The organism is Acidobacteriota bacterium (assembly GCA_035471785.1).
Lineage (GTDB): Bacteria > Acidobacteriota > UBA6911 > RPQK01 > DATIPO01 > JANQFM01.
In genome coordinates, this window is record DATIPQ010000017.1 from 203,625 (window position 1) to 222,627 (window position 19,003).

At 62.5% G+C, this 19,003-nt stretch carries 14 protein-coding genes and 1 pseudogene; 9 read left to right on the forward strand and 6 right to left on the reverse strand.

Features of this window, described 5'->3' with window-relative positions:
* Nucleotides 1–90: 90 nt before the first annotated feature.
* Nucleotides 91–759 carry a 7-cyano-7-deazaguanine synthase QueC gene (queC, locus tag VLU25_03210; protein ID HSR66928.1) on the forward strand — a complete coding sequence of 223 codons (669 nt, stop codon included), beginning with the start codon at nt 91–93 and terminating at the stop codon, nt 757–759.
* Here the strand turns inward: queC and VLU25_03215 are convergent.
* Nucleotides 747–1,139: pseudogene (locus tag VLU25_03215) on the reverse strand (peroxiredoxin-like family protein). The gene queC and the pseudogene VLU25_03215 sit on opposite strands and share 13 nt — an antisense overlap.
* A 326-nt stretch (nt 1,140–1,465) precedes the next feature.
* On the opposite strand from VLU25_03215, the gene VLU25_03220 reads away from it, so the two are divergent.
* The 5 genes from VLU25_03220 to VLU25_03240 all read left to right on the forward strand — a co-directional run bounded on the left by VLU25_03220 (nt 1,466) and on the right by VLU25_03240 (nt 11,271).
* Nucleotides 1,466–3,244: an SLC13 family permease gene (locus VLU25_03220; GenBank protein HSR66929.1), complete on the forward strand. Its 1,779-nt coding sequence runs from the start codon at nt 1,466–1,468 to the stop codon at nt 3,242–3,244.
* 151 nt (nt 3,245–3,395) lie between these two features.
* Nucleotides 3,396–3,914 (forward strand): polymer-forming cytoskeletal protein, encoded by a 519-nt coding sequence (locus VLU25_03225; protein ID HSR66930.1) that lies wholly within the window; start codon nt 3,396–3,398, stop codon nt 3,912–3,914.
* 341 nt (nt 3,915–4,255) lie between these two features.
* Entirely contained in the window at nt 4,256–7,750 is a 3,495-nt protein-coding gene (locus tag VLU25_03230; protein ID HSR66931.1) for an FG-GAP-like repeat-containing protein, read from the forward strand.
* A 379-nt stretch (nt 7,751–8,129) separates the two neighbouring features.
* Nucleotides 8,130–9,974 (forward strand): carbon starvation protein A, encoded by a 1,845-nt coding sequence (locus VLU25_03235; GenBank protein ID HSR66932.1) that lies wholly within the window; start codon nt 8,130–8,132, stop codon nt 9,972–9,974.
* Nucleotides 9,975–11,073: 1,099 nt separating this feature from the next.
* Nucleotides 11,074–11,271 carry a hypothetical protein gene (locus tag VLU25_03240; GenBank protein HSR66933.1) on the forward strand — a complete coding sequence of 66 codons (198 nt, stop codon included), beginning with the start codon at nt 11,074–11,076 and terminating at the stop codon, nt 11,269–11,271.
* An 18-nt stretch (nt 11,272–11,289) separates the two neighbouring features.
* Here VLU25_03240 and VLU25_03245 read toward each other — a convergent pair whose 3' ends face one another.
* The 3 genes from VLU25_03245 to efp are packed head-to-tail and all read right to left on the reverse strand — an operon-like array spanning nt 11,290 to nt 14,511.
* Nucleotides 11,290–12,255: a threonine dehydratase gene (locus VLU25_03245; GenBank protein ID HSR66934.1), complete on the reverse strand. Its 966-nt coding sequence runs from the start codon at nt 12,253–12,255 to the stop codon at nt 11,290–11,292.
* Nucleotides 12,252–13,928, reverse strand: coding sequence for an electron transfer flavoprotein-ubiquinone oxidoreductase (locus VLU25_03250; protein HSR66935.1), 1,677 nt, complete (start codon nt 13,926–13,928; stop codon nt 12,252–12,254). The genes VLU25_03245 and VLU25_03250 overlap by 4 nt, the downstream gene beginning before the upstream one ends.
* Before the next feature lie 25 nt (nt 13,929–13,953).
* The gene (gene efp, locus VLU25_03255) at nt 13,954–14,511 is read right to left on the reverse strand and encodes an elongation factor P (protein HSR66936.1); all 558 of its coding nucleotides are present in this window, start codon (nt 14,509–14,511) and stop codon (nt 13,954–13,956) included.
* Nucleotides 14,512–14,752: 241 nt separating this feature from the next.
* On the opposite strand from efp, the gene VLU25_03260 reads away from it, so the two are divergent.
* The 3 genes from VLU25_03260 (at nt 14,753) to VLU25_03270 (ending at nt 16,531) form a co-directional block, all read left to right on the forward strand.
* Nucleotides 14,753–15,160 (forward strand): DUF4383 domain-containing protein, encoded by a 408-nt coding sequence (locus VLU25_03260; protein ID HSR66937.1) that lies wholly within the window; start codon nt 14,753–14,755, stop codon nt 15,158–15,160.
* A gap of 51 nt (nt 15,161–15,211) precedes the next feature.
* Nucleotides 15,212–15,670 (forward strand): YHS domain-containing (seleno)protein, encoded by a 459-nt coding sequence (locus tag VLU25_03265; GenBank protein ID HSR66938.1) that lies wholly within the window; start codon nt 15,212–15,214, stop codon nt 15,668–15,670.
* Between the two features lie 213 nt (nt 15,671–15,883).
* Nucleotides 15,884–16,531, forward strand: a complete 648-nt coding sequence (locus tag VLU25_03270; GenBank protein HSR66939.1) for a hypothetical protein — start codon at nt 15,884–15,886, stop codon at nt 16,529–16,531.
* Here the strand turns inward: VLU25_03270 and VLU25_03275 are convergent.
* Nucleotides 16,528–17,703: a M20/M25/M40 family metallo-hydrolase gene (locus VLU25_03275; GenBank protein ID HSR66940.1), complete on the reverse strand. Its 1,176-nt coding sequence runs from the start codon at nt 17,701–17,703 to the stop codon at nt 16,528–16,530. The two genes, VLU25_03270 and VLU25_03275, sit on opposite strands and share 4 nt — an antisense overlap.
* A gap of 108 nt (nt 17,704–17,811) precedes the next feature.
* Nucleotides 17,812–18,993: a cystathionine gamma-synthase family protein gene (locus VLU25_03280; GenBank protein ID HSR66941.1), complete on the reverse strand. Its 1,182-nt coding sequence runs from the start codon at nt 18,991–18,993 to the stop codon at nt 17,812–17,814.
* Nucleotides 18,994–19,003: the final 10 nt, after the last annotated feature.

Consider the following 19,003-nt stretch of genomic DNA (forward strand, 5'->3'; position numbering starts at 1 on the left):
TCCAAGTCCGCTTGCGCACCAACGAAGCTTAGCACGGCCCGCTTGGCAAGCGGACGCTCAGCAGTCCCTTCAACCCGTTATAATCACGCCATGGCCAAAGCCGTATGCCTTGTCAGTGGAGGATTAGACAGTTGCGTCAGCGCAGCCGTGGCCGCCAACAACGGGATGGAGTTGGCCTTCCTCCACCTCTCCTACGGCCAGCTCACCGAGAAGCGGGAGCGACGGGCCTTTGAGGAGATCGCCGACTTCTACAAGGTCGATCAACGCCTGGCAGCCGATCTCAGCCACCTGGCTGTCATAGGAGGCTCGGCTCTGACCGACCGCAAGATCGAACTGCCCCGCGATCGACTCGACGCAGAAGGCATTCCCGTTTCTTACGTTCCCTTCCGCAACGCCTGCATGCTCTCCGTGGCGGTGGGCTGGGCCGAGGTCATCGGCGCCCACGCGGTCTACATCGGAGCCGTAGAAGAGGACAGCTCGGGTTACCCGGACTGCCGCGAATCCTTTTTCCGGGCTTTCAACGTGGCCGTCCGCGAGGGGACCCGGCCCGAATCGCAGATCGAGTTGGTCACTCCGCTCATCCACCTGCGCAAGAAAGCCATCGTCAAGCGGGCCGTGCAGCTCAACGCCCCCATCCACTTGACCTGGTCCTGCTATCTCAACGAAGAGAAAGCTTGCGGGCATTGTGAAAGCTGCCTGCTGCGTCTGCGGGGCTTTGAACAGGCCGGCGCGGAAGACCCCATCCCTTACCAAGACTGATCCCAGGCTTGCAGGATAGCCTGGGGAGAAGGACGGTCGGTCGGTTCGCGGCTGCGATGAGCCATGACGATGCGTCCCTGGCCGTCGAGCAGGAAGTCGCCTCCCAGTTGCAGCACGTCTCCTTGGGAACTGAGCCTGACCTTGCGTCCGCTGAAGATGGCCTTGAGGTAATACCAGATGACCTGTGGAGAGTAGGCTCCCATGAGGCTTCGATCCAGTCCGTAAGCTTTGTAGACTCGTCTCTCGGGATCCAGAAGCAGGGGAAAATCGACACCCGCTTCATCGAGAAAGATCCGGGCCCAGTGGGGCGTACCGAAGGCGATGAGGGCGATCTGAACGCCCCGTTCCTGAAATGCCTTTTCGAAGCGGCGCAACTGCGCCGCGTGATCGCGTCAGGGCAGTCAAGCCAGATGGCGCAGGAAGACCAGCAGCACCGGTCCCTGCTCAAGAAATGAGCGCAGGGTATGCTTGCGGCCCTGGCTGTCAGTCAGCTCAAAATCAGGCGCTTGCACAGCTCGGGATCTCCTCGATTGCCAGCAAATTATTGTTTCTAAAAGACTTACACCTTTAGGTGCGGACCTCTCCGACGTTGCGGATCAAGGTCTTGACCATTATACTGACGGATGGAAATCCGCCAACCAGGGTACGGCGCGGTTTGCCGGACCCGGACAAGAATCGAAATGGAGGACTGCGAACAGGACTGCCTATGACGGTTGACATGATGATCCTGGCTGCCATCATCACGGCGGCCATGGTGCTTTTCGCCATGGATGTGTTCCCGGCCGACAAGGTCAGCCTCATGACATTGGGCGCCCTCTTGCTGACCGATCAGATCAGTCCGACCGATGCGGTGTCGGGCTTCGGCGCCAAAGCCACGGTGACGGTTGCCTGCATGCTGGCCCTCAGCCTGGGCATCGAGCGCACGGGCGGCCTCAACTATTTCGCCAACCGCATCGTCCAGTTGGCGGGCGACAGCGAACTCAAGGTCATGATCGCCATCATGATCGCCGTTGGCATTCTCTCAGCCTTTATCAACAACACTGCCGCCGTGGCTCTCTTCCTTCCCATCACCATTTCGGTGGCGCGCAAGCAGGGATTTCAGATCAGCAAGCTGCTGATGCCCATGTCCTTCGCCGCCATCATCGCGGGCACCTGCACTCTGATCGGGACCTCCACCAACCTGATCGTGGCCGACGAGGTGCAGAAATACAGCGAGTCCGGGCTCCAGATCGGCATGTTCGATCCCACGATCATGGGTTTGGTGTTCTTCGCCGCGGGCTCGCTTTATCTGGTCTTCATCGGCGTCCGGCTGATTCCCTCGCGGCGCTCGGGCGAGAGCCTGACGGCCGACTATTCGCTGCGCCATTTCGTGACCGACCTGAGGGTCAGAGAAAACTCGCCCATGATCGGAAAGACTATTCCGGAAGCCCGTTTAGGCGAACGCTACAACGTCGACGTGGTGGAGATTTTGCGCGGTCCCAAGCGCCTGCTGACGATGGGGCCGCTGAACATCGAGCCGGGCGACCAATTGCTGGTCTCGGGGGCGCCCCAGTCGTTGTTGACCATTCAGCGCGAGCAGGGTTTGGAGATGAAGGCCCTCAAGCTGCAGGATCAAGATCTGACCGACGACGACATCGTGCTGGTCGAGGCCTGGATCTCTCCTAACTCGGCCCTCATCGAGAGCACTCTCAAGGAAAGCAATTTCCGCCAGACCTACAAGGCCACCGCTCTGGCCATCCGCAGCCACGGAAAGATGGTGCGCCAGAAGATCGGCACCTACCGGCTGGAGTACGGCGACTCGCTTCTGGTGCTGACCGATAAGGACCACCTGGAATCGCTGCGCCGTTCGCCCGACTTCCTGGTGCTGGAAGAGGTCGACAGCGAGATCGTGGTTCAGAGCAAGATCTACTGGGCCATGGGAATCTTCGGCGCCATGGTGCTGGCGGCGGCTACCGGCGCCCTCGACATCCTGGAAGCCGCCCTCTTGGCCGTGGCCGCCATGGTCTTTACCAAGGTGGTGCGCCTGCACGAGCTCTACACCAACATTTCCTGGCAGACGATCATCATGCTGGGCTGCCTGATCCCGCTGGGCATAGCCATGGAAAATAGCGGACTGGCGGGTTATCTGGGAGAGCAACTGGTCAATACGCTCCGCGCCTGGGGGCCGGAAGCCGTGCTCTCGGGAGTCTATCTGGTCACGTCGCTGTTGACGGCCATCATGTCCAACAACGCCACCGCCGTTCTCATGGTGCCGATATGCCTGTCGGTGGCTCAACAGCTCGGGGTGCGTCCTGAACCGTTTTTCTTCGCCGTCATGTTCGCCGCTTCCGCCTGCTTCATGACTCCTGTGGGATACCAGACCAACCTCTTCATCTTCGGACCCGGCGGATACAAATTCGCCGACTTTCTGATCGTGGGGACGCCGCTCAACATCCTCTTCTGGCTGCTGGCCACTTTCGCCATCCCCTACTTCTGGCCCTTCTGACGCTGTCGCCAGGAGGTCTTCGACCGCGTTGTCTTCAAATTCGCCAAAAGTTCGTGACCTTATCCCTTGACGGGTCCTCGGGCGCGATTGTACAAAGGAAGACTGCGTGCCAGGCTGATACCGATTGGAGAAATCGGAAAGGAGAGGCGAGTTGGTTTGGAAAAAGAACGAAGAGCAGGATAACGGCTACGAGGAATCCTCAACCCCTTCCGTAAGCGCCGCCCGGCAGCTCAAGGAACGGGCCATTATCGGCCACAGCATCCGTATTGAAGGCGATGTCTCGGGCAGCGAAGACCTCATCGTCCACGGCACGGTCACGGGTACCATCCGCCTCAAGGGCAACAACGTCACGGTGGGCCAGAAGGGTTCGCTGAAAGCCGACGTGTTGGCCAAGATTGTCAGCGTGGAAGGCTCGGTGGACGGCAACCTGGAGGCTGAAGAGCAGGTCGTGGTCCGCAAGACGGGCTCGGTGCAGGGCAACATCACGGCCCCCCGCGTCTGCCTTGAAGACGGCTGCCGCTTCACCGGCAGCATCGACATGGAGGGCTCAAAGACGGGGTTGGCGACAACCGCCAACAAGCTGGCCCAGCACGGCTCCTCGGAGCGTAGCGAGAGTTCCAAGAGCGAAGGCTCCAGGGACGAGAAGTCGAAGAGCGCCGCGGTCCTCTGACGGGTCTTTGTGGGCAGGGAGTCCCAGCCCGCCGTTGCTTTAGCCATGGTCTTGGCTTGGTCCGGCTCTGGTGGGGAGGCGCATTCTTGCGGCCTCCTTCGCCCCTCCAACGCCAAGGCTACAGAGGGCGGGCAGGCTTCAGAGGGCTGATCTGATCCTCTGCTGGTGGGAGGCGCATCCTTGCGGCGATCCCCGCCAGAGTGACCGGAAGCTGCCTGAGCTGACTCGATTGCGATGCGGCCAGCTTAACTCCCCCGCCCCGCCCCCTGGCAGCATCGCCTTCATCGCCGCGGGGCTGCCCCTCCCACAGTTCGGGTGGGTGATCGGCTACAATGGTCGCCATGAATCTTCGGGCCGCTTCGACGTCTCTCGCCATCGCCTTGCTGACCCTGTTCTCGTGGGCAGCTCTGGCGCCTTCCAGCGGCGCCCAGGACTCGCGCGTTACCGCCGTCCTCAGGCATAACAACCTGGGGATCGCCTGGATGGACCAGCTCAAGTTCGAGGAGGCGGCCGCCGAATTTTCCCGGGTCATCGAAGCTGACTCCAGCTTCGTTCCCGGGTGGGTCAACCGCGGGCTGGCCTATTTCTATCTGCAGGACTACGAGAAGGCCGAACCTGACCTGACCCGGGCGCTGAGCCTCGATCCCGACCAAATCCAGGCCCACTACACCATGGGCATCCTGCAACGCAACAACCACCAGCAGGATGCCGCCCTGGAGTCTTTCCTCAAGGTGCACCGGCAGGATCCCGACGATCCCGCCACCAATTACTTCATCGGCAGCCTCTACCGGTCGCTGCGCGAATACGAGAAGTCGATTCCCTTCTTCGAGAAGGCCATCGAGCTGGAGCCCTACAACAAGTCGGCCTACTACGGGCTGTCCCAGTCCTTGATGCGCAGCGGCGACCGCCAGGAGGCCATGAAGATGCTCGATCGCTTCCGCGCCCTGGAGGGCTTGAGCGGCACCGATACCATAGGGCAGTCCTACCGCGAGCAGGGACGCTATGCGGTGGCGATCGACCGCATCCCGTCCCGGTATCTGCCGGGAACCGAGAGCGACGCCTCCGCCGAGCAGATCGCGGTGCGCTTCCGCCGTGCGGCGCAGGACGGAGGCCTGGCGTCCTTTCGCCACGGGGGACCGGGCCGAGCCGTCGTGCGTGCCGAGAGTCCGCAGGCGCTCGACCGGCAACTGGCTCCTGCCCTCGGCTCGGGCCTGGCCCTGGGAGACTATGACGGTGACGGCGACCTCGATCTGTACCTGGCCAACAGCGCGGCTCAAGGAGCCGGGGGAGCCCTCTTCCAGAACGATGGAAGCGGCTCCTTCAGCGACGTGAGCGAGGGAATGGGACTCGACTTCGAGGACCGCACGCTGGCGGCGCTGTGGGGCGACATCGACAATGACGGCGACCTCGACCTCTACCTCATCAACGCCGGAGCCAACCGGCTTCTGCGCAACGACGGACGGCGTTTCTCGGACATTACTTCAGAGGCCGGAGTGGGTGATGCGTCCTGGGGGCTTGGGGGAGTGTTCGCCGATTCCGATCACGACGGCGACCTCGATTTGCTCGTGGCCGGTTTCATCGACCCTTCGAAAAGCGCGGGAAGCTCGCTGCGGGAGCTGGCGGGCGCCTCCAACCGTCACTACCGCAACAACGGCGACGGAACCTTCACCGATGTCTCGGGCGAGTCCAAGCTGGGCGGGGAGGCGCGGCGTACCGTGGGGATTTTCGCCACCGACTTCGACAACTCCCGCGACATCGATTTCTACATGGTCAATCAAGGGGCGCCCAACCAGCTTTTCAGCAACTTGAGAGACGGCACTTTTCGCGACTTGGCGGCTGAAGTGGGATTGGAGGGCGGCGGAGAGGCCGGGGCCCTCGCCCTGGGAGACCTCAACCGCGATGCCTGGATGGATGTGGTAGCGGCCGGGGCGCGGGGAGGCTCGCTGCTCAACGTCCAGGGCAGGCGGTTCGAGGCCCGGCAGCTTCCCGATATTCCATCGACCGCTTACGCTTTCCACCTCTTCGACTACAACAATGACGGCGACCTTGACTTGCTGGTGCTGGCGGCTCCGCTGATGCAAGAAGACGGCCCCAGCGGCATCCGCCTCTACGACTACCGCGGCGGACGCTTCAGCGACGTCACCGCCCGCACCGGACTCGACGCCTACGACGGGCGTCCGCTGCGGGGCGGCGCGGTGGGCGACGTGGACGGCGACGGCGACCTCGACATCGTGGTCAGCGTCAATGGCGCCTCCCCTCTGCTGCTGCTCAACGAGGGAGGCAACGCCAACAACTGGATCAGCATCGCCGCCCGCGGCACCAATTCCAACAAGTCGGGCATCGGCACCAAGGTCGAGATCCGCTCCGGCGACTTCCACCTCAAGAGCGAGGTGGCGGGCGGAAGCGGAATGCTTTCTCAGTCGCCTTCGCGCGTCCACTTCGGCCTGGGCAAGCGCACCCGGGTCGACTTTCTGCGCCTGCTGTGGCCGGGAGGCGTGCTGCAGTCCGAACTCAATCCGCCCGTCTCGCAGGTCTTCAAGATCGACGAACTCGACCGCAAGGGCACCTCTTGCCCCATCCTCTACGTGTGGAACGGCGAGTCCTACGAGTTCGTAACCGATTTTCTGGGCGGCAGCGCCTACGGCTACCTGCTGGCGCCCGGACGTTACAACTATCCCGATACCGACGAATATCTGCTGCTTCCCCGCGACAAGCTGCGCCTCGAGGAGGGGCGCGTCAAGGTCAGCCTCAACAACCAGTTGGAAGAAGTCATCATCTTCGACCAGGTGCAACTGCTGGCTGTCGATCATCCGGCTGACTACGAGGTGCTTCCCGACGAGAAGCTTCTGCCGGGTCCGCCCTACGACCCCTTCCGGCTGCATACCCTGAGCCACTTGCGTCCGCCTGTTGCGGCCCGCGACGGAGAGGGCAACGACCTGCTTCCCGCCTTGCGCCACATCGACCGCATCTATGCGCACAGTTTCGAGGACCTGCCTTTCAAAGGCTACGCCAGCGACCACGAACTGATTCTCGACCTCGGTGAGGTCTCGCCCGAGCGCACGGTGCTGGTCATGCAGGCTTGGATCGACTATGCCGACAGCACCGGCAATCTGGCCGCCTCGCAGGCGGGCTTGCAGCTCAAGCCTCCCGTGTTGCAGGTGCGCGACGGCCAAGGACGCTGGACCACCGTCCTCGAGCGCATGGGATTCCCCGCCGGTCTCCCCAAGGCCATGACCGTCGACCTTTCCGGCAGGTTCCTATCCGACTCGCGTCAAGTGCGCATCCTGACCAACATGCGCATTTACTGGGATCAGATCCTGGTGGAAAGCGGCCCCGCCCGCGAGGACTACCGCATCGCCCGGCTCGAGGCCGAAAGCGCTGACCTGGGTTTCTACGGCTTCCCCGAGTTCGCCAGCCCCGACGGACGGCGGCCCAAGCAGTATTTCTACGATCGAGTCTCCCCCATAGGAGGCTGGAAGGTCCACGCCGGCGCCTACACCCGCTTCGGGGACGTCAGGCCGCTGCTGCAAGCAGCCGACGACATGTACGTCATCACCCGTTCCGGCGATCAGATCGAGGTTTCCTTCGACGTCAGCGGACTTCCCGCTCTCGCCCAGGGATGGGTGCGCGACTACGTCCTCTACGTGGACGGCTTCGGCAAGGACATGGACATCAACTCAGCCGCCCCCTACTCCGTCGAGCCCCTGCCCTTCCACGGAATGAGCGCCTTCCCCTACCCCGACAACGAGCACTACCCCGACACCCCCGCGCACGACAACTACCGCCGCCTCTACAACACCCGCATCGTCGAGTCGTCTGGCCCGCCTGAGTATTGAGGACCGCAGCCTGGTAGATCTGCCGCGGAAGGCGGCTGGCTGGGGAGAGACGCCTCGGCTGGTCCGCCTTGCAGTACGGCTGGGGAGCGGCCAAGTGGCAGGCGCATCCTTGTGGCCCGCCTTCGGCAAGGCTATGGAGGGCTGCGCTGATCCTCTGCTGGTGGGAGGCGCATCCTTGCGGCGATGGAGAGGACGTCACGCAACGGCTGGCCGAGGAGGCCGCTGTCAGTGGTCGCAGGGAGTCAGCTCAGGATGCGCCTCCCAAGTTTCCGAAGAAGCGCCTCGACTGTCTTGCGCTAGAGGAGAATCGGTTTTGCACTTTTCGGTCGGGATTTGGAATAATTAGGCTCTTGGCAAGACAACGGGGGGATCGGTTCCTATGAGCACTTTGTTGGTGGCCCTGCTCTCGGCGGTCGGATTCATCGTCGCCTACAACACCTACGGACGCTACATCTCGCGCAAGATCTTCGGGCTCAGCGACGAAAACACCGTGCCCTCGCGCGAAATGCGCGACGGAGTCGACTACGTCCCCACCCGGCGCTGGATCGTCTTCGGCCACCATTTCACCTCCATCGCCGGAACCGGCCCCATCGTAGGACCCGCCATCGCCGTCTTCTGGGGATGGCTGCCGGCCCTGCTGTGGGTGATCTTCGGATCGATCTTCATCGGCGCCGTCCACGACCTGGGTTCGCTCATCGTTTCGCTGCGCTCGCGCGGACAGACCATCGGCGACGTGGCCGGACGCATGATCTCGCCCCGCGCCCGCATCCTCTTCCTCTTCATCCTTTTCCTGGCCCTGGCCATCGTCATCGGCGTCTTCGGACTGGTCATCGCCGTCATCTTCTCGGTTTATCCTCAGACCGTCCTTTCGGTTTGGGCCTCGCTGCCCATCGCCGTGGCTTTGGGCTTCTGGCTCTACAAATACAACGGACGCCTCATGGCGCCTTCGCTGCTGGCGCTGGCCATCGTCTACTTCATGGTCTACCTGGGCGCCTACCACCTGCCCATCTCCTTCCAGGACCTTCTGGGCATCCCGCTCTTTGCCGGCAGCGACGCCGGCTTGATCGGCGGACTCTCCTCCGCCGTCGTCCTCTGGACGCTCATTCTGCTGGTCTATTGCTTTGTCGCCAGCACCCTGCCGGTGTGGATGCTGCTGCAGCCCCGCGACTTCGTCAATTCGCACCAACTGGTCGTGACCTTGCTGCTCATCATGGGCGCCCTGCTGGTGGCCCATCCCGAATTCGTGGCCCCGGCCGTCAACTCCCATGCGCCGGGCGATGCTCCGCCGCTCTTCCCCTTCCTCTTCATCACCATCGCCTGCGGGGCCGTCTCGGGATTCCACTGTCTGGTCTCCTCCGGCACCTCGTCCAAGCAGATCGAAAAGGAAAGCGACGCCCCCGTCGTCGGCTACGGGTCGATGCTGCTGGAAGGCGGACTGGCCGTGCTGGTCATCATCGCCTGCTGCGCCGGCATCGGAATGGGCGTGTGGAGGCTTGAGGGCGGAGACTTCGTCCCCATCACCGACGCTTCGGGCGCGGCCCTGACCGGCCAGGCGGCCTGGGCCCAGTACTACGGAGGCAGTTGGGTCAGCATGTCGCTGGTCAAGAAGGTGGGCGCCTTCATCGAGGGCGGAGCCAACATGCTGGGCGCGCTGGGCATCCCCATCAAGATGGGCATCGCTCTGATCGCCGTCATGGTGGCCTGTTTCGCCGCAACTACCCTCGACACCGCCACCCGCCTGCAACGCTACGTCCTGCAGGAGCTGGGCGGATCGGTGAGCTTTTTGCCCGTGCTCAAGAACAAGTACACGGCCACCACCGTAGCCGTGGTCACCGGCGGCGCCTTGGCCCTGGTCCCCGGCCCCTCGGGCCCCGGCTCGGGCGGACTCATCCTCTGGCCCCTCTTCGGCGCCGTCAATCAACTGCTGGCGGGACTGGCCTTCATGGTCATCGCCTTCTACCTCATCCGCCACAAAAAGCCCATCTGGATATTGGCCGTCCCCGGCATCCTGATGGTCGTCCTCCCGGCCTGGGCCATGTTCCACCAGATCGCCGGCTGGTACGCGGAAGGCAACTGGCTTCTTTTCCTCATCGGAATCGGCGTGGAGATCCTGCAAGCCTGGATGATCTGGGAAGGCGCCCTCATGTGGAACCAAGCCAAAGGCACCCTCCCCGACCCCCTCCCGCCCCTGGCCCACTCCCCCCAAGGCGGCCGCTCCTGCTGATCGGCGACTGCAGGTAGGCCCTTTTTTGCGTCGATATCTCCCCGTTAAGGGGCATAGCACTTAGCGCAGAGCCAAAGATGGGCTAGGATGATCTGGGGCCACTAGTGCAGTGCGTCAGAAGTTTTGAGCCACCCTGTCGCGTTATCCCACGCTTTCAGCGTTCGCACATAGGCCGTCTAAAACCCAGGGTGGCGCCGCCGTCTCGCTAGCGCTCGCCGGGGCTGACCCTGGGCTGGCGAATCGCTCGCCTTCAGCGAGCCCGGACTTGACTTCTAACACAGTCGCTGGGGTGGCGGATCTGTCCCTTTCAGGGACAAAAAACGGCGGCCTGGATCAGGGCTTATGACCGGCAGCACCAGGTGGCCCAACAAGCTCACACACAAATCAAGTTCCAGCGACGGCGGTGAAGGCTTGATTGCTCTCGGCGGTATGAGGCTGCTCGCTACCTATAGCCAAAATCGGAGGATCTAGCTGCCGACCTCTCCTAGGCTTCTGAAAATCTCTTCTCCCTCCGACAATGGACGTGTTGAGCCGCAGGGCAGTTGATTGATACGGCGTATGTGGGAATTCAAGGCCTTCGGCTGGGGTGTCGAGAAGGAAGCGACTAATGTTCTCAGAGCCGCTCTTCGTCGTGTGGCATACCGGGCTTTTTTGAAGTGGGAGGGGTCTGAGGGAAGAGGGGGGGCTCCAGGGGGCAGACCGCCTCCAAAGGTCGATCGGAGCCATGCCTGGTGGGAGGCGCATCCTTGCGGCGATGGAGGTAACCTCGCACCTGGATAAAATGGTCCAGACCGGGAAATGGTCCAACCTGAGTGCTCAGGAGGGGCAATAGACTGCTCCCACTCCTCAACCAAGACAACCAAGCCCTTTCTTTTACCGACCTCAAAGGCCTCGACTGACTCAACCATGTGGCCATTGTGCCCATCGCCAGCAAGGATGCGCCTCCCACCAGGCTCCTCACACCCTAGCTTCTCGCGGCTGGCTGGTTTCTGGGAGGCGAGAGGCTTGATGGGCAGGCAGAGGAGTGGCCGAGGAAGGAGAACACGAAACAGCATGAAGCCAACCTCATCACGCCTCCAAATGGCTTCGGGAGTCCTTCTTGGCAGCGAACGAGGTTTGGCTCTATCGGCGGGTGATCTGGTTCTTGGGAGCCGCGGTCATTCTCACCATCAGCTTCGCCTTCTATCTCGCCTTGTCGCCCGCTGAAAAGACTCCCGAGAGCCTGATCGCTCTCGGATCAGCCGCGGTTGGAGCTCTTGCCGGTCTGATCACTCCGCGAGGAGTGGAGGAAGAATAGACGGAACCCGGTTGCCGCCTAAGCGTCCTCAGACAAGATTTCCCGCAGCAGGGCGGTGTCGATGTTGGCGCCGGAGTGGATCAGGACTACCGATTTGTGCTGGAGCTGGGAGCGGAGTTTGTAGGCTGCGGCCAGGGGGGCGGCGGCGGCGCCTTCGGCCAGGTTGTGGGTGGTGCGGAAGTATTGGCGGACGGCTTCGCGGATCTCCTCCTCGCTGACCGTGACGATGTCGTCGACGTGGCGGCGGATGACCTCGAAAGTCATCTCGAAGGGGACGCGGGTGGCCAACCCGTCGGCGATGGTGTCGGCCGAATCGGTGGTCACCATCTCGCCTTTCTTCCAGGACAGGTAAATGGCCGGGGCGTTTTCGGCCTGCACGCCGATGACCTTGGTCTTGGGGGCTATGGCCCGCACCACAGTGAGCACAGAGGCGGTGCCGCTGCCGCCGCCCAGGGGAACGAAGATGTAGTCGGGGTTGGGGAGATCCTCAAGGATTTCCAAGGTGTAGGTGCCGACGCCGTGCACCAAGTGGGGCGCATTAGCCGAGTGCACGTAAAGCATCCCCCGCTCGTGCTGCATCTCTTCCACCAGTTCGCGGGCTTCGTCGTAGTCGCGTCCGTGCTCGATCAGTTCGGCCCCGTAGGCCCTCATGGCGGCGTTCTTTTCGGGGTTGTTGCCGTGAGGAACGACGATCACGGCCTTGACGCCGTTGATGCGGGCGGCCAGGGCTACCGACTGCCCGTGGTTGCCGCGGGTGGCCGTCACCACTCCCGCCTCGCGCTGCTCGGGACTGAGGCGGGCCATGTAATTGAGTCCGCCGCGGATCTTGAAAGACCCGGTGGGATTGTGGTTCTCGTGCTTGACCATGGCACAGGTGCCCAGATAGGCGTCCAGCAATGGATGGTTGAGCAGCGGAGTGGGCTTGAGATGGCGGTAGACGACGGGGCGCGCTTCGAATACGCCCTGGATGTTGAAAAAGCTCACATGATCTTCCAATCCGGACCGCCGCCGCCTTCCGGAGGCGTCCAAGTGATGATCTGGTAGGGATCCATGATGTCGCAGGTCTTGCAGTGGACGCAGTTGGTGAAGTTCACCCGCAGCTTCTTGCCGCTCTCGCCGCTCTCCTCCACCATCTCGTAGACGTGGGCCGGACAGAAGTGCTGGCAGGGATTGCCGTACTCCTCGGTGCAGCGGTTGTTGCAGATGTCGTAGTCGGCGATCTTGAGGTGGCAGGGCTGATCTTCCTCGTGGGCGGTGTCGGAGTTGAAGACCGACTCCAGCTTGTCGAAGGTCAGCCTGTTGTCGAAGGAGCGGGCGGTGTCGGGCTTGCGCCCGTCCGCGAAGTGCTTGGCCAGCATGTGCATGCGCTCATGGCCGGCCTTGGTGGGCATGGGATCGATCAAGCCGCGTCCGCCGCTGATGAACTGAAAACCGGCCTGGAAAAACCCGCTGTAGAAACCCCGCTGGAAGGCCTGGCGGAAGTTGCGCACCGACCACATTTCCTTCTTGGCCCAGCTCGACTCGAAGCGCTCGCTGAAGCCGGAAAGCCGCTGCGCGGAAAAATCGCCGGCCTTGAGGCAGTCCAGGATGGTCTCGGCCGCCAGCATGCCCGACTTCATGCCCAGGTGGATGCCCTTCAGCTTCTGGGCGTCCAGGAATCCTCCCGAATCGCCGATCAGCAGCAGACCTTCCGCCCAGGGACGGGGCATGGAGTAATAGCCGCCCTCGGGGATGGCCTTGGCTCCGTAGGAGAGCATCTTGCCGTCCTTCAGCATTTCGCGCACCCAGGGGTGCGACTTGAACTGCTGAAAGAGTCCATGAGGATCGGTGGTGGGATCTTCGTAGTCGAGCCCCACCACGAAGCCCAGGTCGATCATGTTGTCCCCCATGGTGTAAATGAAGCCGCCTCCGAATTCCTTGGTCCCCAGGGGTTGGCCCAGGGTGTGGTAGACGGTTCCGGCCTCGACCTCGCGGGGGACCTGCCATACTTCCTTGACGCCGGCGGCGTAGATTTGGGGCTGGCTGTCGCGGTCCAGTCCCAGCTTGCGGATGGCCTGCAGGGAAAGCGTCCCGCGCACCCCCTCCCCCAGGACGGTGACCTTGGCCAGCACGTCGATTCCCGGCTCGAAGTTGGCCTTGGGTTGGCCCTTCTCGTCCACTCCCTTGTCGCCGATGCGGACCCCTTTGACGGCCTCGCCCTCGAAGAGCAGCTCCACGGCCGGGAACTCGGGGTAGACTTCCACTCCCGCCTCTTCGCACAGCTCCGCCATCCAGCGCACCAGCTTGCTCAGCGAGGCCACGTACTTGCCCTTGTTCTTGAGCGGAGGCGGAGTGATGGGCGAACGCCAGGCCTTGTTCTTGCCCATCAGGTAAAGGGCGTCATCGCCGACCGGCGCCTCGTAGGGAGGCTCTTTGCCCGGGAAGTCCTGAAGCAGTTCATCGAAGCCGCGCGGATTGACCACGGCTCCGCTGAGGATGTGGGAGCCGATTTCGCGGCCTTTCTCGATGACCAAGATGAGGGGGTCTTCGATCTTATCTGAAGGCTCTGCCGAGGCGTTGTGCTTCTCGATCAGCTTCAACAGGTGCAGGGCTCCGGCGAGGGAAGCCGGCCCCGCCCCGACGAAGAGCACATCTACTTGAAGCTGTTCACGTTCCATGTTTCCCGGGGGTTGCGTTCTCGTTCTAAGCGCGTTCGATGTAGCGGCCTTCGGAAGGGTCGACGCGGACGACGTCGCCCACCTTCACAAAAGGCGGTACCTGAACCACCACGCCGGTCTCCAGAGTAGCCGGCTTGGGCGAATTGCTGGCGGTAGCCCCTTTCAGCTCGGGTTCCGTTTCAGTCACCTGCAACTCCACCACCTTGGGCAGGCTGACGCCGATGGGGGAGTCTTCAAAAAACTCCACCTCGATGGTCTGCTCTTCCTTCAGGTAGTCCTTGGCGTCGCCCAGCATCTCCACGTCGATGGGGAACTGCTCGTAGGTTTCGGTGTTCATGAAATGGTAGTGGGTGCCGTCGTTATATAGGTACTGCATCTCCTTCTGCTCAAGGATGACGCGCTCAACCGTCTCATTGGAATTGAAGCGCTGCTCGTAGGAGGCTCCCGTTTTCAGGTTCCGCAGCAGCGCCCGCACGATGGCCTGTCCCTTGCCGGGCGTGCGGTGATGAAAGTCCATCACCCGGTGGGGTTCTCCGTTGACCAGCAAAACGTTTCCCTTGCGGATCTGGGTGGCGTGAATCATAGGCTCGCTAAGATATCAGAGCCGCGCTCAGCCGCGCAATCAGAGCGAAGCGCTCCATAGCTTTAGCGACGGAGGGCTTGCGCCCCCCCTTGTCAGAATTCCGACCGAACGTACGGTAAAACGTAACCCGTCTCCCACGGACCACATCCAACCGCGCCAAAGACGGATGACTTGCATTCGATCAAGCGCCATCCGTGCTTGGAACGAAAGTTAATGGAGAACTGAGGAGAAACGACACCACATGAAAAACATAGCCACAACCCTTGCCTGGGTCTTCGCGGCGGCTTTCGCGGCGGCGGCCCTGATCGGATTCATCCCCAACCCGTTGGTTGGCAAAAATGGATTCTTCGTCACCAACACTGCTCACAACCTGGTCCACCTCTTCACGGCCGTCGGATTCGTGGCCGTGGCGCTGGCGGGAAGCCGGGCTTCCACCGCCTTCATGCTGTCCTTCGGCGTTGTCTACACCCTGGTGGGACTCTACGGATTCATCGCCCTGGGCGGCGCTTCCGAGGGGCACCTGCTGGGAGTGGTCCACATCAACTTCGTGGACAACTTCCTCCACCTTGGCCTGGGCGCGGCCATCGCCGCCGGAGGCTACGTGTCGCATAAGTCGACGCAAACCGCCGCCCTGGCCCATCAGGCCTGAAGCGAATCTCAAATCAGAAAACCAAATCAATCAGACGAGGAAAGTAAAGATATGAAACGCATCATCGCAACTATAGCCACCCTATCCCTGCTGCTGGCCGGCAGCTCTTTGCTGCTGGCTGGCAGCCCCCACAGCACCAGCACCGTCGCCCTCGCCGGCTATGACGCCGTGGCTTATCACAGCCAGGCCAAGGCCGTCCGCGGCAGCGGAGACCACATCGCCGAGTACCAGGGCGAGACCTATCTCTTCGCCAGCGAGGACAACAAGAAGGCCTTTGAGCGCAACCCTTCCAAGTACGCTCCGGCTTTCGGCGGTTTCTGCGCCTACGGCGTGTCGGTTGGCAAGAAGTTCGTAGGCGATCCCGAGGTCTGGAGGATCGTCAACGGCACCCTCTACCTCAACCTCAACCGCCAAATCCAGTCCACTTGGAAGCAAGACATTCCCGGCAACATCTCAAAAGCCGAGAAGAACTGGACCGAGATCAAGGATAAAGCTCCCTCTGATCTCTAAGTCCGACCATTCCCAAAAACACCCGCGCAACATAGGTCTCCCCCCTTTGACGCGGGAACCCCGACGGGTTTCGGACCCGGGTTCTCCCGGGTCCGGACCTGTCCCCCCAAGCCAAGGTCGAAGTGCGATTTACGAAGTTCGAAGTGCGCTCTCCTGTTGAATCGGCTACAATGCTGTCCGCTTTTTTCCGAAGCGAGGAGGGGAAGAAACCTAATGAAGAAGCTGCTAATCGGGTGCGCGCTTTTGGTCGTGGTGGTGGGAATCGGAATTGCGGTGGGGAGCTATTTCTTTGTCTACAAGCCCTTGAGCGATGCCTACGCGGAGGTCACGGCCTTTGCCGAAGAGTACAACCGCGTGGAGCAGCAAGTCGAGAACACGCGGCCTTATCCGATTCCCGCCAACGGGCTCCTGGACGCCGCCCAAGTCGAGCGTTTCGTGGCCGTGCAGCGCGACATCCGTTCCCAGTTGGGAGAGGAGTACCAGCGGATGGAGGACAAGTATCGGTCGAAGAAGGGCAGCGACATGGGGGTCATGGACTACCTGAGCTTCTTCACCGACATGCGGGGTCTTATTCTTGAGGCAAAGCGCGCCCAGGTCGAGGCCATCAACCGTCAGGGCTTCAGCATGGAAGAGTACCGCTGGGTGCGCCGGAGCTGCTATCAGGCGCTGGGCGCCGACATCGCCAATAGCGCCATCGACGAGATCGTCAGGGCCGCCAAGCAGTCGGACATCAGCGGCGTCGACCTTTCAAAGCTGGAGGAGTCGAAGACCCAGACCGCTCCACAGCACAACATCGACCTGCTTAAGCCCTACCGTGACGAGTGGCAGAACTGGGCGCCCTACGGGTGGCTGGGGATCTAGCGTCCCGGGGCACAGAGGGAATCGCCGCAATAGGAGAGGACGCTCCGATGGAGGATGCGGGCCAAGTCAACGACCGAATCGGCGTCCACCCATTCTGACTCGCTATGCAGGCCTTCGCCTTTGGGTCCGATCACCACGGTTTCAATCCCGGCTGCCGCCAGCAGGCCCGAATCCTCCCACCAGGGGTGAGCGATGATACGCGGCGCCTCCCCGCGGACGGCTTCAGCCTCGGCCCAGACGGTTTGGACGATCAGCCGCTCTGGATCGGTCTGGAAGGGAGCCCGCCATTGCAGGAGCTCCAGCGAGCCTTGAAAGCCTTCCACCCGCTTGCCCAGCGCTTCGAGGGTCTGGCGCAACTCGGCAGTCACTCCGTCCACCGTCTGTCCCGGAACGGTACGGCATTCCACCTGGGCGGCGCAATGGCCGGAGTAGATGAAGGGCTGCTTGCCTCCAGAGATCAGTGGGACGTGCAGCGAGGCCGAGCCCAGCATCGGGTGGCGGTGCTCCCGCTCCCATTCATGCTTGAGCCGCTCAAGTTCGGCCAGCAACAGCCCCATGTGCATGTTGGCGTCGATTCCAATGTCGGATTGGCCGCCGTGAGCAGTGCGTCCGCGGGTACCTACCTTGAAGAGGGCGAAACCGCGGTGGGCGATGCAAACGTCGAGATCGGTAGGTTCGAGCACGATGGCGGCGTCGGTCTTCACCTCTTCCATGAGGCGCTCCGTTCCGATGCTCTCATGCTCTTCGTCGGCCACGAAAGCCAGCACCAAGTCGCCTTTCAACTCGACTCCGCTCTCGGAAACCGCCTTGGCCGCCCCTAACACGGCGGCCATCCCGCCCTTGCTGTCCTGCGCCCCGCGTCCCCACACGCGTCCCCCGCGCAAGTCGCCCGAGAACGGATCCTTCATTCCCTCCACGCCCACCGTATCGAGATGAACGTTGAGCATCAGCGAGGGGCCATCGGCGGTCCCCCGGCGCCGGGCGACGACATTGCATCGCTCCTCTCCCAGTTGCTGGGACTCGGTTTCCCAGCCCATTTCCTCGAGCCTTCGAGAGACAAACCGTGCCAGTGCCGCTTCCCCCGGCGCCCCTTCTTGCAGACCGGGATTGCGGGAGTCGATTCGAACCAGGCTCTGCAGGGTTTCAAGCGTGAAGTCGCGGTCAATGAGCATGGCGTAGATGTTCCGACTGTTCCGACTTGGCCGCGCCTTGTCCCACAAGCGCTTCGTGCGCCTCCTGCTGCCGAGAGGTGCAACCAACAGGCACCACTTCGATCATCCTCACTCCAGAGCCTGGGCGAAGTCGGACTGGAGATCTTTCAGGTTCTCGATGCCCACCGAGCAGCGGATGAGCGTTTCGGGGATGCCCAGTTGCGCCCGCTGCTCGGGGGTCAGCTCGACGTGGCTGGTGGCGGCGGGAGGGCCGATCAGGGTAGAGACCGATCCCAGGCTGGCCGCCCGATGAGCGTAGCGAAGCCTCTCCAGGAAGCGCTTTACCTCCTCATATCCGCCGGGAAGGCTGAAACTGACCACGCCTCCGAAACCGCTCATTTGCTTGCGGGCGATGGAGTGGCCGGGGTCGTCTTCCAGTCCGGGGTAGTAGACCTGCTCGACCCTGGAGTGACCTCGGAGAAAGCGCGCCAGTCCGAGGGCGTTTTCATTGTGGCGCTGGACGCGCACTTCCAGCGTCTTGATGCTGCGGATGAGCTGATGAGCCACCGCGGGAGCCAGGCTGGCCCCGTTGACCTCGCGGAACTGGAAGATTTTCTTGACCAGGTCGCCGCGTCCGCAGAGGACCCCGGCAAGAGTGTCGGAGTGGCCTCCCAGGAACTTAGTGGCGCTGTGCAGGACCAAGTCGGCGCCCATCTCCAGAGGACGCTGGTTGACGGGCGTGGCGAAGGTATTGTCGACCACGGTGACGGCTCCGGCCCGCTTTCCCGCCTTGATGAGGCGGTCCAGGTCGAGCACCTTGAGGGTCGGATTGGTGGGGCTCTCCAGGTAGAGCAGGTCGCAGCCTTCCGCGACGGCGGCCTCGATGGCCTCGTGATCGTCGGTTTGGCAAAGCTCCACTTCCACCCCGTAGCGCGGCAGGTATTGCAGGAAGAGCAGGCTGGTGCCTCCGTAGGTGTCGCGGATGCTGACCACCCGGCGTCCGGGACGCAGCAGGGCGAAGAAGGTGGTGCAGACGGCGGCCATTCCTGAAGAGAAGCTGATGGCCGCCTCGCCGCCTTCCAGCAGCCGCATCTTTTCCTCGAAGACCTGAACGGTGGGATTGGTGTTGCGGCTGTAGACATGGCCGGGGGCGCGTCCCAGGCTCACCTCCAACCAGGTGTCGACGTCGTCGAAGCCGAAGGTCACGCTGTGCACCAGTGGAACCTGGGTGGCGCCCTGCCAGCCCAGTTCGTCCTCGCCGCCCCAGACGGCCTGCGTCCCCAGCCCGGGCTTCTTCTCCTCTTGGTTCATTGCTCCTTAC

Coding starts and splice junctions, on each gene's coding strand:
- VLU25_03260 (HSR66937.1), top strand. CDS start 14,753: ATGAAAAACATAGCCACAACCCTTGCCTGGGTCTTCGCGGCGGCTTTC.
- VLU25_03250 (HSR66935.1), bottom strand. CDS start 13,928: ATGGAACGTGAACAGCTTCAAGTAGATGTGCTCTTCGTCGGGGCGGGG.
- VLU25_03230 (HSR66931.1), top strand. CDS start 4,256: ATGAATCTTCGGGCCGCTTCGACGTCTCTCGCCATCGCCTTGCTGACC.
- efp (HSR66936.1), bottom strand. CDS start 14,511: ATGATTCACGCCACCCAGATCCGCAAGGGAAACGTTTTGCTGGTCAAC.
- VLU25_03275 (HSR66940.1), bottom strand. CDS start 17,703: ATGCTCATTGACCGCGACTTCACGCTTGAAACCCTGCAGAGCCTGGTT.
- VLU25_03220 (HSR66929.1), top strand. CDS start 1,466: ATGACGGTTGACATGATGATCCTGGCTGCCATCATCACGGCGGCCATG.
- VLU25_03270 (HSR66939.1), top strand. CDS start 15,884: ATGAAGAAGCTGCTAATCGGGTGCGCGCTTTTGGTCGTGGTGGTGGGA.
- queC (HSR66928.1), top strand. CDS start 91: ATGGCCAAAGCCGTATGCCTTGTCAGTGGAGGATTAGACAGTTGCGTC.
- VLU25_03280 (HSR66941.1), bottom strand. CDS start 18,993: ATGAACCAAGAGGAGAAGAAGCCCGGGCTGGGGACGCAGGCCGTCTGG.
- VLU25_03265 (HSR66938.1), top strand. CDS start 15,212: ATGAAACGCATCATCGCAACTATAGCCACCCTATCCCTGCTGCTGGCC.
- VLU25_03235 (HSR66932.1), top strand. CDS start 8,130: ATGAGCACTTTGTTGGTGGCCCTGCTCTCGGCGGTCGGATTCATCGTC.